Genomic DNA, 11,976 nt, shown 5'->3' with positions numbered 1-11,976 from the left:
GAAATGATGACGATGAGCGATATCGCGCGCCCACGCCCCGCCGCCCCCGCTTCGGCGGCAGCGGTCCCTCGGTTCCGCCCGCTGCAGCCGGGCAGCGGTGAGATACCGGGAGACCACTACCTGCGCGCCGGCGATGAGACGACGATGTGGGGTCGTCTGCCGTGCGAGACGGATGCGCCGGTGCTCTCGATCCGGCCGGGTGAATCGGTCACCATCGACACGGTGAGCCATGAGGGTCTCCTCGAAGATCAGGGTTCCGACCCGGTTGCCTTCTTCGCGGCTCACGGCGTTGCGGCATCCGACGTCCTCGACGACGCCGTCGCCATCGCCGCATCGAGTCGCCGCAACGCCGAGACCGACGGTCCGCACGTCGTGACGGGGCCGATCAGGGTCGAGGGCGCGGCACCGGGAGACCTGCTCAAGATCACCGTCGTGCGGTTGCAGCCTCGCGTTCCGTACGGGGTCATCTCGAATCGGCACGGCCGAGGAGCCCTGGCCGGAGAGCTTCCGCGCGGCACTGCCAACGTGAGCGTGTTCGCCCCCCTGATGACCCGTCCAGAGGGCATGTTCGGGCTGCTGCCGGTCGTCGAGGGCGGAGAGCCGGCCGTGTCGTTCCCTCTGGCGCCCTTCCTCGGAACGATGGGCGTCGCCGTGGCCGGGTCCGTGCGACCGCACTCGGTCCCGCCGGGCCCCCACGGGGGGAACATCGACATCAACCTGCTCGTCGAGGGAACGGTGCTCTACCTCCCGGTGCAGGTGGACGGAGCGCTTGCCTACGTCGGCGACCCGCACTTCGCCCAAGGAGACGGCGAGGTGGCGCTCACCGCCCTGGAGGCATCCCTGCGCGCGACGCTCCGAATCGATGTCGTCCCCGCGGCACAGGCGGTCGCCGCGTTCGGGATGCTGAGCGGCCCCTTGATCCGCGCGAGCGGATGGATCGTGCCCACCGGACTCGGCCCGGATCTGGACTCGGCCATGCGCTCATGCGTCCGGGCAGCGCTGTCTCTTCTGCAGGCGCGCTGGGGGATGGACGAGCATCTCGCCTACGCCTATCTGAGTGCGGCGACGGACTTCGACATCTCGCAGGTGGTCGACATCACGGTCGGCGTGCACGCCCGCATCCGCGAATCGGACTTCAGCGAGGTCGCGCGGTGACCGGCGTCGACGAGGCCCCTGCCGCCCTCCTCGCGGCGTTCGACGCGTACGAGCGTGCGCTCGCTGCCAACGACCTCGCCGCACTGGATGCGAGCTTCGCTCGTGCCGACGACACCATCCGCTCCGACGACAGCGGACTGCTCGTCGGACACGGCGCCATCAGCGCGTTCCGAGCGGGACGAGGCGGGATCCGGCCGCGTCGGATCTCGGACATCCATTACCGCCGGCTCGGCGACACCACCGCGCTCCTCGTCTCGGAGTCCCAGTACGAAGACGGCGGCCGTGGGGTGCAGACCCAGATCTGGCAGAGCCGGGGAGGTGGGTGGGTGATCATCGCCGCACACGTCACCGCGCGGATCCGGCGGCTTGACCGCCCAGGTGAGCCCTGAGTGCATTGACATCTGGCGGGGCATCGTGAATAGTTAGGTATATGCCTAACTATTCTGCCGAGCTGGACGCGGTGCTCCGAGCACTCGCGGATCCGACCCGGCGGATGGTCGTCGAGCGCCTCGCGAAGTCCCCGGCGGTCGTGTCCGACCTCCTGGGGCTGGTCGCGATGACGCTGCCGTCGCTGCTTCAGCACCTGCGCATCCTCGAGGACGCGGGAGTCATCACGTCCAGCAAGCAGGGACGCGTCCGCACTGTGAGCCTGCGACCGGGCGCCCTCGATGTCGTGCGCGTCTGGCTGGGCGAGCAGCGGACACCCGCCGAGCGACAGGCAGACCGCCTCGGCAACCACCTGACCCGCATCACCGACAAGGAGACCTCGCAATGACCCGAGTCCGCATCGACCTGTTCTCGTCGCTCGACGGATACACCGCGGCTCCCGATCCCATGGCCGACAACCCCATGGGTGAGGATTGGGGCCCTCTCACGGCGGCCTACGCGGCCACCCGCACCTTCCGGCAGAAGGTCTTCGGCGACACCAGCGGCGCGGGCACGACCGGCGTCGACGAGTCCTATGCCGCGGCGTTCTTCACCGGCGTGGGTGCCGAGATCATGGGCGCGGCCATGTTCGGCCTGCACGCGAATCCCGACGACCCGGACTGGAAGGGGTGGTGGGGCGATGAGCCGCCGTTCGGCTGCCCCGTCTACGTGCTCACGCACTCCGCACCCCGCCCGTCGATCGCCATGGTCAATGGCACGACCTTCCATTTCCGCAGCGGGGCGATCGAGGAGGTGCTCGCGGAGGCCACCGCCGCCGCCGGCGGGCTCGACGTCCGGGTCGGGGGCGGCGTGCGGACCGCACAGGAGTTCCTGCGGGCCGGTCTCGTCGACGATCTGCACGTCGGGATCGCGCCGATCGTGCTCGCCCGGGGCAACCGCGTGTGGGACGACCTTCGCGGCCTCGAGCACACGCACCGCGTGACCACCGAGGTCGCCGAAAGCGGCACCATCCACGTCACCTTCACCCGAGAGGAGCAGCGATGACGATCGAGCGCCGGCTCGCCCACGCCGGGTTCACCCTCACTCGCGACTATCCCGTGCCCGTCGAGCAGGTCTGGCAGGCGTTCGCCGATGGGACGCAGAAGCGCAGCTGGTTCGGCGACGGCGATGCCTTCGACTCGCGCGAGTGGGCATTCGACTTCCGTGTCGGCGGACGCGACGTCGACGAGGCGCAGTTCCACAGTGGACCGCTGTCACGGTACGAGGCCGTCTACACCGACATCGTCGAGCACGTGCGCATCGTCACGACCTACGACATGTGGCTCGACGGCATCCACATGTCCACCTCGGTGGCATCCCTCGAATTCGAGCGGATCCCCGAGGGCACCCGGTTCACGCATGCTGAACACGGCGTCTTCTTCGACCGGTTCTGGGCAGACGGTGACAACCGCGAGGAAGGAACGCGAGGCCTGCTCGAGGCGCTCGCCGGCCACCTCACGTAGACGCGGTCGGTCCGCGGCTCCGCTGTCGCCGATGACCAGTCGTCAGGCGAGGTACGGGTCGACGAGCAGTGGTCCGCGGATGTCGCGGAGCGCGTCGATGAGGCGCTCGAGGCCCTTCGGGTTCCATGCCGACATCTGCAGATCGAACGGGCCCAGAGGTTCGAGCCTGCCCGTGCGGATGCGGACCACCTCCCATCGCGCAGAGCGCAGGGCACGGTCTTTGCGGAGGTCGGCGTCCTCGCGCTTGCCGACGTGTTCGAGACCGTGGCGGCCGGTGCTGTCGTACTCGATGGCGACGCGCAGTTCAGGAAGCAGGATGTCGGGCCACACCTCGACGTGGTCGAAGAACGGCCGCGCGACGCGCACGGCGTTCGCGCCCGGTGTGACCGAGAGACGGGCGAACAGGTCGGCGCGCAGCTGCGCTTCGACCGCGGACGCAGGCTTCGGCGCGCATTCCGAGTGGAACGGCTCGCCGACGGGCAGCTCGGGTGTCTTCGCGCACACCTGCAGCTTGCGTCTCGGCGTGCGGGACCGGAGGACCGCACGGCCGGTGGGGTTGGCGACGGCGGCCGGGACGGGGGAGTCGAGTGGGGTCACCACGTCCCGCATCGGCAGGGCGCGGGTGGGTCGGGCGAGGTCCACGCACTCGGGGCACCAGGCGGAGCGACGGCGTTCGCGTCCGGGGCGGTTGCGCTGCTCGTCGGGAGTGGCGGCGAACTTGTGGCCGGCCTCGCACTGCCACAGCAGCAGCACGTCGGCGGCGGGCGGCACCTGGCTCAAGACGATGCCGGCGTTGAGCTCCGGATGGTACTGGCGGATGAGCGCAGGGAACGGCGCCCACGCTTCGCGGTAGCTCCCCACCGGGTAGGGGACTTCCGACCCTTTGGAGAACTGGCGGCGGGCCCACCACAGTTCGACACGCTCCGCCATGGGAGCAGGGTAAGCGCGGCCGACGACATCGCTGCCGTGGCCGGTCGGAGGCGATTTCTCGGGGGCACTCGTGTTCGGGCAGCAACGGCGTCGACCAACCCGGATCGCGACCGAGCTGTGCGGCGCGGGCGACCGACGCCGCGCCGAAGCGGTCGCGAACCGCATCGAGCACCCCATCGAGGCGAGACCCGTCTTCCCAGTCGATGGGCAGCTCCGGCGGGACGCTGTCGGCGCGGCCGAGCTGAGACAGCGAGACGCCGATGAGGGTGATGCCGCGCTCGTCGATCTCGGGTTGTGCGGAGGCGAGCAGCCCCCGCGCGACCTCGAGCAGCAGGGCGGTGCGATCGGTCGCGAAGCGGAACGTGCGGGATCGGGTGGCCTTCGCGTAATCCCCGTAGCGGAGGCGCAGCACGACCGTCCGGCACACGCGGTCGCGGTCGCGCAGGCGGCGAGCCAGCCGATCGACGATCTGCGTCAGGAAGAGGTCGAGCTCTTCCGCCGTGCGCGGGTGGTTGCCGAGGGCGCGCTGAGAGCCGATCGACCCACGGCGCCGCGTGGTGTCGACGGGGCGCGGGTCGCGCAGCCGGGCGAGCGCGTGGAGGTGCGCACCGGTCGCCTTGCCCAGCAGCCTCTCGGCGGTCGCGGCTTCGAGCTCGGCGAGCTGCCCGACGGTGTGGATGCCGAGGCGGTGGAGCTTGTCGGCGGTCACGGCGCCGACGCCCCACAGCCGTTCGACCGGCAGCGGCAGCAGGAACGCCTCTTCCTGGTCGGGCTCGACGACCAGTAAGCCGTCGGGCTTGCTGACGGCGCTGGCGACCTTGGCGAGGAACTTCGTCCGCGCCACTCCGACCGAGATGGCGAGCCCGACCTCTGTGCGGACCCGTTCACGCAATCGCACCGCGACCTGCTCGGGCGTGCCTGCGATGCGTCGCAGACCACCGACCTCCAGGAAGGCCTCATCGATCGAGAGCCCCTCCACGAGCGGCGTCGTGTCGCGGAAGATGGCGAACACGTCTCGGCTGGCCGCGGAGTACGCGTCCATCCGCGGCGGCACGACCACGGCATCCGGGCAGAGCTCGCGGGCCTGCCGGCCGCCCATCGCCGTGCGCACGCCGCGTGCCTTCGCCTCGTAGCTCGCCGCCAGCACCACGCCGCCGCCGACGATGACAGGCCGTCCGCGCAGCGCAGGTGCGTCGCGCTGCTCGACCGAGGCGTAGAAGGCGTCGAGGTCGGCGTGCAGCACGGTCGCCTCGCTCCGCATCCCGCCCTCCCGCCGATCGTCCCCGTGCGGATCATCGCACCTACCGGGGACACCACACCCGGCGCGTCAGGTCAAGCCCCAAGACGCGGTGGCGCCCAGCGGATATCCCTATTCCACAGACAACCCCCACTGCTTGAAGGTGAGCAGACATGATCACATTCGGATCAGCTCTCCGCTCCGTCGGAGACACCCTGCGGAAGCTCTTCGACCGTCGGCGCCCGCGGCGGAGCACCTGGAAGGCGACCCTCGCAGACGTTCGCCGTGCCGAGGACCACCACTTCCCGAATCCGTGAACGCGCGGGCGGGACGTCGGCCGACGCCCCGCCGTGGCTCACTCGTCGGCCGGGTCGGTGATGACGCCGGTGGGCTCCGCTTCCTCCACGATGTGACGCCAGCCCAGCTCGTCGGCGGTCGTGCGACCCGCATCGATCGCCTCCTCGCGGCTGGAGAAGCTCTGCGAGAGGTCGGGCCGCTCCGCCACGGCCACCTCCCACTGTCCGCGGTTCGAACGGGTGACGACGGTGTGCTCGGTCTCGGCCATGATTCCTCCCGTAGGTGTTCCCGCCATCCTTCGGCGTCCTCAGCGATGCGTCGAGTGGGTTGACCGCGGAAACGGCTGGCTCACCGCCGTCAGTGGATCGGGCGGCGTGAGGACGTACCAACGGCCCGCACCCGGGCTCCCGACCTCGGCTTCGTCGGAAGCCGGCGACGGTTCACGGAGAGGCCGGAGTCCAGGACAGTCAGCCGGGGATCACTCAGCGCGGCGATCGCAGCCGCGAGGCCGGCGATCGCGATCTTCTCACCCGGGCAGCGATGGCCGGTCGCCACACCGGCGCCGCCATGCGGGATGAAGGCGGACAGCGCCTCGTAGTCTTCGACGCCGCGGAAGCGCTCGGGATCGAAGGCCGTGGGGTCCTCCCAGGAGCGGGCGTCCGTGTTGGTGCCGAGGATGTCGAGCACCACCCGACCGCCGGCGGCGAGGTGCTGACCGTCGAGGTCGACATCCTGGGTGGCCCACCCGGGCAGCATCGGCACGAACGGCGCGGTCCGCCGGATCTCCTGGGCGAACATGATCGCCAGGGGACCGCCCACCAGCGTCGCCCGTTCCGCCGTCTCGGCGGCGATGCGGGCTCGCCACTCGGGCCGGTCGTGCAGCTCTTTGGCGGCGAACGCGACGAAGCGCGCGACGGCGATCATCGGCCGGATCGAATTCTGCAGCTCCACCCCCGCGAGCTGTGCGGGCAGCAGCTCACCGGCCGGATCGCGGTGCCAGGCCCAGGAATGCAGGGCCGTCCCCTGCGCCGCAGCGAGGTCGCCCGCGCGCACCGCCTCGATGACCCGTCGCGCATGCCGGTCGGACCAGCGTCGATTCACCGCGGCGGCGACATAGGCGGGGGAGTAGGGGGCGCCGAAGCCGTCCACGATCTGCGCGAGGCGCGCCGCCCAGCGGGTCTTGGCAGCGGGCGTACCCGGCAAGCCGGCCCACGCCATGATCGCGCGGCCCAGCGCACCGACCGCTGCATCGTAGGCGGAGCGGTGACCGCCGTCGAGCCACGCGTCGCGCTCGTGGCGCCACTCCCGCTCCAGCAGCGGCTGCAGTCGTCGGACCTCTGCATCCTCGTAGGCGACGTCGACGAAGGTCGCCTTCCGGTGGCGGTGCTCGTCGCCGTCGAGGCTGTGCACCGAGCCGTTGCCGAACAGCGTGTGCTGCACGATCGCGGGCATCGCACCGTGCCGGGCGATCCGCGTCTCGTCGTAGAAGACCGCCACGCCCGCTGAGCCGCGCACGAGAAGCGCTTCCCGGCCCAGCAGTCGCATCGGGGCGGATCTCGCACCGTCGCGTACCCGTCGCCAGATCCGCGCGCCGAAGTCGTAGCCGCGGACGAGGACCGACAGCGAGTCGTCGGCCAGTGCCGGCCTCATCGAGGCGCCCGCATCAGCAGCGCTCGGGCTTCACCGGCGGACGATGCGGGATCGGTATGGGCCGGGTCGTCCCGGAACTGCGCCGACCGTGGCGGATCAGATCGCGCAGCACCGCGTCGGCGGTGCGGTAGTGGGTGGGCAGGCCCACCGGGTGGAGCCACACCACATCGACGCCGTCCAACGGGGCCTTGCTGACGCACGCGACGACGCTTCTCGCGTCGGTCGTGGCTACGTGCGCGTCGCGGATGATCCACGTCGACTGATCCACGCGCTGCAGGTCGTACTGCCGCCCTGTCGGACGGACCTGGGGGTCAAGCATCACCATCGTTCGATCACCTCTCCTGTCCGGTGCCGGACCACGGCGATGCGGATTTCGCTGTTCTCATTTCGGTGCCTCCACGCTGATGCAGCGAGTCGATTCTCACCGACGAGGAGCCTGGCGTTCGCGGGGTTGACAAACTCCGCACAGGGCACCCGGCATGCCGCGACGGGGCTGCCACGACCCGGCAATGACGGCCGACGGGGGGCGGAGCGCGAGCTATTTCCGGGGGCCGCTGTCGATCCGCTGCGCCGCGATGGGCAGTGCCACCGCCAGCGAGATGCAGAGGACTCCGGCGACGAACACCAGCGCCGGCAGGAACGGCGCCGCGAAGGCCGAGCCGACCAGGTACATGCCGCCCAGGAGCAGGATGAGGTAAAGGACGAAGAGCATCGCGGACCCTCTCTCGAACCACCTCCGTCGCGTGCGCGCGGAGCTGCTACTTGCCTATCGCAACGCCGAGCGATTCACCAGGGGCACTGGCGCACCGTCGGTGTCACGCGAGAATGGCGCCATGAAACTCGTCCAGGTCGCTCAGCACGCCGACGATCTCGAGCGCGCCGCCGGCTTCTACACCGACCTCCTCGGTGTGGCGCCCGCGGCGGTGTTCGATCCGCCGGGACTTCTCTTCTTCGACCTCGACGGCGTCCGGCTGCTGCTCGACCGCGGGGCGCCGACGGCTCTGCTCTATCTGCAGGTCGACGACGTGCGCGCCGCCGTCGAACGCCTTGAGCACCGCACCCACGTCGTCACCGGCCCGCACGTGATCTTCACGCACGAGGACGACGCGCTCGGTCCGGCCGGTCACGAGGAGTGGCAGGCGTTCGTGGAGGACTCCGAGGGCAACACCGTCGGTCTCGTCTCGTTCCACCCACGGGCGTGAACTCGGCACACTGCCTCGTCGGATGACTCTTCTCCAGGCATCCTGCCCCTCACGACTCGGTAACGGCGTGCAGATCGCATCGTCAGCGGCGTTAGCCTGGTGACGATGAGCGCCTACGTCTCGGCGTTCGAGCTGTTCTCCATCGGCGTAGGACCCTCGAGCTCCCACACGGTCGGACCCATGCGGGCCGCCCACGACTTCGTCGTCCGCCTGCGAGACACGGGCGTGCTGCGGCAGGTCGGCCGGGTGACCTGCACGCTGTACGGCTCGCTCGGCGCCACCGGCATCGGTCACGGAACCCCGGATGCCGTCGTCGCGGGACTCCGGGGACTCGAGCCCGAGACGGTGGATCCGGATGCGGTGCGCTCGGCGTGGAGCGCATGGCCCGACGGGCAGGCGCTCGAGCTCGCCGGCGCCCAGGCCGTGCGCTTCGAACGCGGCGACATCGTCTTCGCACCGCGCACGCGGCTCCCCGGGCACCCGAACGCGATGACGCTCGAAGCGTGGGCCTCTCCCGCCGAGGGGCCGGCCCGCGCGGTGGCCGCGGCAGGCGTGCGCGAGACCGGATCGTCGTCGGTGACGGCTGTCGCTCCCGCCACGGATGCCGGACTCCTCGTCCGCGAGACCTACTACTCCGTCGGCGGCGGGTTCATCCGCCGCGAGGGCGACCCGCCCGCGGGTGCCGGTGCTGCGGGCGCGGCCGTGTTCCCCCTGGACTTCGCGAGCGCCGAGCAGCTGCTGGCGCTGTGCGATGAACGCGGCATCACGATGGCGGAGGCGGCACGGCTCAACGAGGAGTCGCTGCGCCCCGACGAGGAGATCGCCGCCGGCCTGGACGCCATCTGGGATGCGATGGCCGCCTGCGTCGAGGCGGGCCTCGGATCCGGCGGCGTGCTGCCGGGGATGCTCGGCGTCAAGCGGCGTGCGGCGTCGATCCGCGAGCAGCTCGAGGCCGCCGAGGCCGACGGGCGACGTGAGCTGCCGGGGGAGTGGCTGGGGGCGTTCGCGCTCGCCGTCAACGAAGAGAACGCCGCGGGCGGCAGGGTGGTCACCGCGCCCACCAACGGCGCTGCGGGCATCGTTCCCGCGGTGGCCATGTACTGGTGGCGCTTCCTCGCCGACTCGGGGCTCGGCGCGGGCAACGCGGTCACCCCGTACGGCGAGCTCGTGGGCAGCGCCCTGCTCGGATACCCCGGCCATGGCGCGGACGCTGCCGAGCCGTCGCGGTGGAACGAGCAGCAGAGGGCTGAGGCGAACCGTCGCCGCGGCATCCGTCGCTTCCTCCTCACCGCCACCGCACTGGGGTCGCTGTTCAAGGCCAACGCGTCGATCTCGGGCGCCGAGGGTGGCTGTCAGGCCGAGGTCGGGTCGGCGTGCGCGATGGCCGCCGGTGGGCTGACGGCGGTCATGGGCGGCACCAACCGGCAGATCGAGAACGCGGCCGAGATCGCGATGGAGCATCATCTCGGCCTGACGTGCGACCCTGTCGGCGGTCTCGTGCAGATCCCCTGCATCGAGCGCAACGCCATAGCCGCGTCGACGGCCGTGACGGCGGCGCGTCTCGCACTTCGCGGCGACGGCTCGCACTACGTCTCTCTCGACGCCGTCGTGGAGACCATGCGGCAGACCGGCATCGACATGTCGCACAAATACAAGGAGACGAGCGAGGGCGGCCTCGCGGTCAATGTCATCGAGTGCTGAGCGGCGGTCCGTTCGTTCAGAGCGAACGCTGAATCATTTAGCACTCGCATGGGGAGAGTGCTAATCTGGACGTAGTTGAGCCGGGTGGGCTCAACTCCCAGACAGAGAGGAGATTCCCATGGCCACCTACGACCCGTTCCGTGACCTCGACCGTCTTGCATCGAGTCTCTTCGACACGCGCCGCGGCCCGCGCCGCATGCCGATGGACCTCTACCGCGACGGCGACCACTACGTGCTGACCGCCGACCTGCCGGGCATCGACCCGGGCTCGGTCGACATCGACGTCGACGGGCAGCTGCTGACGATCCGCGCCGAGCGCACTCTGACCAGCGGCGAGGACGTCAAGTGGATCACCCGCGAGCGCGAGGCGGCGAGCTTCCTGCGCCAGCTCAACCTCGGCCAGGGCATCGACACGGAGCGCATCTCGGCCAGCTACGACAACGGTGTGCTGAGCGTCACGATCCCGGTGAGCGAGAAGGCCAAGCCGCGCAAGATCGAGGTCATGTCCGAGGGTGGGACGCCGACGATCAAGGCGCACGAGTCCAACGACGCGCCGCAGCCGATCGAGCAGTAGGCACGCTCATTCACACGGATGCCCCGTCCCGGCCGGGACGGGGCATCCGTCGTTCTGGGCGCCTTAGGTTCGGGCCGCCCCTGTGAAGTGCCGTCGGCATCGCGCCTGGTACGACTCGATGCCTCCCACCTGGTCGCTCGTCGGACGGAGCGGATCGCCGCCACCGCCGGTCGACAGGCGCTGATGGAACGCCGCGTCCTCGCCGCAGACCGCGCACACCGCCGTGAGCTTGAGGACGTCCTCGGCGATCGCCATGAGCGCCGGCAGCGGCTCGAACGGCCGGCCATCGAAGGTGACGCAGAGGCCCGACACGACGACGTCCACGCCTTCGGCGACCAGCGCATCGACGGCGTCGACGAGTCCCGGGCCGAAGAACTGCGCCTCGTCGATCGCGACGAGATCGAGCCCGCGCCCCTGGACCGAGGCGACCAGCGCCTCGACGTCGGGCACCGAGCGCGACGGCACGCTGAGCCCGGAGTGGGAGCTGACCTGCCCCTCGCCGCGACGGTCGTCGAGGGCGTGGCTGACGACGTCGACCGACAGGCCGGCGATGCGGGCGCGGCGGACGCGACGCATGAGGTCCTCGGACTTGCCGGCGAACATCGGACCCGCGACGACCTGCAGCCTCGCCTGAGTGCGCGTGTGCATGGCGCCCAGACTACGTCGGACCCGGGACCGGATCACGTGGTCGCCGGCCGAGTGCAGACGTAGGCTGACCCCGTGGTGGAGTACGTCGTGCCGGCGCCGAAGCGACGTCGCGGTCGCCCGCGGGCCGGGCAGTCCGATGCGCGCGAGCGGATCCTCACCGCCGCCATGGACGAGTTCGGCGAACTCGGGTACGACGGCGCCACGATGCGCGGCATCGCCGGCAGGGCCGGCGTCGATGCGGCCCTCGTGCACCACTACTTCGGCACGAAGGCCGACCTCTTCGGCGAGACGGTGGGCGCGCCGATGCGGCCCGACCTGGCCATCATCGAGATCCTCGCCGGACCCCGCGACGAGGTGGGGAATCGGATCGTGCGGTACCTGCTGGAGACCTGGGAGGACGCCGACGTGCGCCGTCGTGGCGTCGCCCTGCTGCGTACGACGATCGGAAACAAGCTGACGACGCCGCTGCTGGCGGGGTTCATCTCGCGCGAGCTGCTCGCGCGCATCGTCCGCGCGCTCGACGTCCAGGACGCCGAACTGAGAGCGGCGCTCGTGGCCTCGCAGGTCGCCGGCCTGCTGATCGCCCGCTACGTCCTGCGACTGCCGGCGCTGGGAGAGGCATCCGTCGACGAGCTGGTCCGGCGCGTGGGGCCGACGGTGCAGGGCTACCTCTACGGCTCGTGACGCCAGGGC

General features: G+C 70.7%; 15 protein-coding genes and 1 pseudogene. 9 read left to right on the top strand and 7 right to left on the bottom strand.

Features of this window, described 5'->3' with window-relative positions; genetic code table 11:
- Window positions 1-12 precede the first annotated feature (12 nt).
- From Q9R08_RS13335 to Q9R08_RS13315, 5 genes are read left to right on the top strand one after another with little or no spacing between them, the layout of a single operon-like run.
- Complete coding sequence (locus tag Q9R08_RS13335; RefSeq protein WP_308868570.1) at window positions 13-1,155, top strand: acetamidase/formamidase family protein; 1,143 nt, start codon at window positions 13-15, stop codon at window positions 1,153-1,155.
- The gene (locus tag Q9R08_RS13330; protein ID WP_308868568.1) at window positions 1,152-1,544 is read left to right on the top strand and encodes an AtzH-like domain-containing protein; all 393 of its coding nucleotides are present in this window, start codon (window positions 1,152-1,154) and stop codon (window positions 1,542-1,544) included. The genes Q9R08_RS13335 and Q9R08_RS13330 overlap by 4 nt, the downstream gene beginning before the upstream one ends.
- Window positions 1,545-1,585: 41 nt before the next feature.
- Window positions 1,586-1,930 carry an ArsR/SmtB family transcription factor gene (locus Q9R08_RS13325; protein ID WP_308868567.1) on the top strand — a complete coding sequence of 115 codons (345 nt, stop codon included), beginning with the start codon at window positions 1,586-1,588 and terminating at the stop codon, window positions 1,928-1,930.
- A complete protein-coding gene (locus tag Q9R08_RS13320) occupies window positions 1,927-2,586 on the top strand; it encodes a dihydrofolate reductase family protein (protein ID WP_308868566.1) in 660 nt (219 codons plus the stop codon). Before Q9R08_RS13325 ends, Q9R08_RS13320 begins: the two co-directional genes overlap by 4 nt.
- Complete coding sequence (locus Q9R08_RS13315) at window positions 2,583-3,044, top strand: SRPBCC domain-containing protein (protein WP_308868565.1); 462 nt, start codon at window positions 2,583-2,585, stop codon at window positions 3,042-3,044. Before Q9R08_RS13320 ends, Q9R08_RS13315 begins: the two co-directional genes overlap by 4 nt.
- Before the next feature lie 42 nt (window positions 3,045-3,086).
- On the opposite strand, the gene Q9R08_RS13310 is transcribed toward Q9R08_RS13315, so the two are convergent.
- From Q9R08_RS13310 to Q9R08_RS13285, 6 genes and pseudogenes are all read right to left on the bottom strand, one after another.
- The gene (locus Q9R08_RS13310) at window positions 3,087-3,974 is read right to left on the bottom strand and encodes a zinc-ribbon domain-containing protein (protein WP_308868564.1); all 888 of its coding nucleotides are present in this window, start codon (window positions 3,972-3,974) and stop codon (window positions 3,087-3,089) included.
- Window positions 3,975-4,041: 67 nt separating this feature from the next.
- A pseudogene (gene dinB / locus Q9R08_RS13305) lies at window positions 4,042-5,235 on the bottom strand (DNA polymerase IV); the annotation flags it as partial.
- Between the two features lie 331 nt (window positions 5,236-5,566).
- Window positions 5,567-5,776, bottom strand: a complete 210-nt coding sequence (locus Q9R08_RS13300; RefSeq protein ID WP_308868563.1) for a DUF2188 domain-containing protein — start codon at window positions 5,774-5,776, stop codon at window positions 5,567-5,569.
- 89 nt (window positions 5,777-5,865) lie between these two features.
- Window positions 5,866-7,158 carry a cytochrome P450 gene (locus Q9R08_RS13295; protein ID WP_308868562.1) on the bottom strand — a complete coding sequence of 431 codons (1,293 nt, stop codon included), beginning with the start codon at window positions 7,156-7,158 and terminating at the stop codon, window positions 5,866-5,868.
- Between the two features lie 13 nt (window positions 7,159-7,171).
- Window positions 7,172-7,477, bottom strand: coding sequence for a hypothetical protein (locus Q9R08_RS13290; protein ID WP_308868561.1), 306 nt, complete (start codon window positions 7,475-7,477; stop codon window positions 7,172-7,174).
- Window positions 7,478-7,696: 219 nt separating this feature from the next.
- On the bottom strand, window positions 7,697-7,870 hold the full coding sequence (locus Q9R08_RS13285; protein WP_308868560.1) for a hypothetical protein: 174 nt from the start codon (window positions 7,868-7,870) through the stop codon (window positions 7,697-7,699).
- Window positions 7,871-7,991: 121 nt separating this feature from the next.
- On the opposite strand from Q9R08_RS13285, the gene Q9R08_RS13280 reads away from it, so the two are divergent.
- The 3 genes from Q9R08_RS13280 (at window position 7,992) to Q9R08_RS13270 (ending at window position 10,635) form a co-directional block, all read left to right on the top strand.
- Window positions 7,992-8,360 carry a VOC family protein gene (locus tag Q9R08_RS13280; RefSeq protein WP_308868559.1) on the top strand — a complete coding sequence of 123 codons (369 nt, stop codon included), beginning with the start codon at window positions 7,992-7,994 and terminating at the stop codon, window positions 8,358-8,360.
- Between the two features lie 105 nt (window positions 8,361-8,465).
- The gene (locus Q9R08_RS13275; RefSeq protein WP_308868557.1) at window positions 8,466-10,061 is read left to right on the top strand and encodes an L-serine ammonia-lyase, iron-sulfur-dependent, subunit alpha; all 1,596 of its coding nucleotides are present in this window, start codon (window positions 8,466-8,468) and stop codon (window positions 10,059-10,061) included.
- Window positions 10,062-10,179: 118 nt separating this feature from the next.
- The gene (locus tag Q9R08_RS13270; RefSeq protein WP_308868556.1) at window positions 10,180-10,635 is read left to right on the top strand and encodes an Hsp20/alpha crystallin family protein; all 456 of its coding nucleotides are present in this window, start codon (window positions 10,180-10,182) and stop codon (window positions 10,633-10,635) included.
- Between the two features lie 63 nt (window positions 10,636-10,698).
- Here Q9R08_RS13270 and Q9R08_RS13265 read toward each other — a convergent pair whose 3' ends face one another.
- Window positions 10,699-11,283, bottom strand: a complete 585-nt coding sequence (locus Q9R08_RS13265) for a thymidine kinase (RefSeq protein ID WP_308868554.1) — start codon at window positions 11,281-11,283, stop codon at window positions 10,699-10,701.
- A gap of 72 nt (window positions 11,284-11,355) precedes the next feature.
- On the opposite strand from Q9R08_RS13265, the gene Q9R08_RS13260 reads away from it, so the two are divergent.
- Window positions 11,356-11,967, top strand: a complete 612-nt coding sequence (locus Q9R08_RS13260) for a TetR/AcrR family transcriptional regulator (RefSeq protein WP_308868553.1) — start codon at window positions 11,356-11,358, stop codon at window positions 11,965-11,967.
- Window positions 11,968-11,976: the final 9 nt, after the last annotated feature.

Source organism: Microbacterium psychrotolerans (assembly GCF_031085295.1).
In the GTDB taxonomy this organism is placed as follows: Bacteria; Actinomycetota; Actinomycetes; order Actinomycetales; family Microbacteriaceae; genus Microbacterium; species Microbacterium psychrotolerans.
This window is presented reverse-complemented; position numbering and strand designations above follow the sequence as displayed.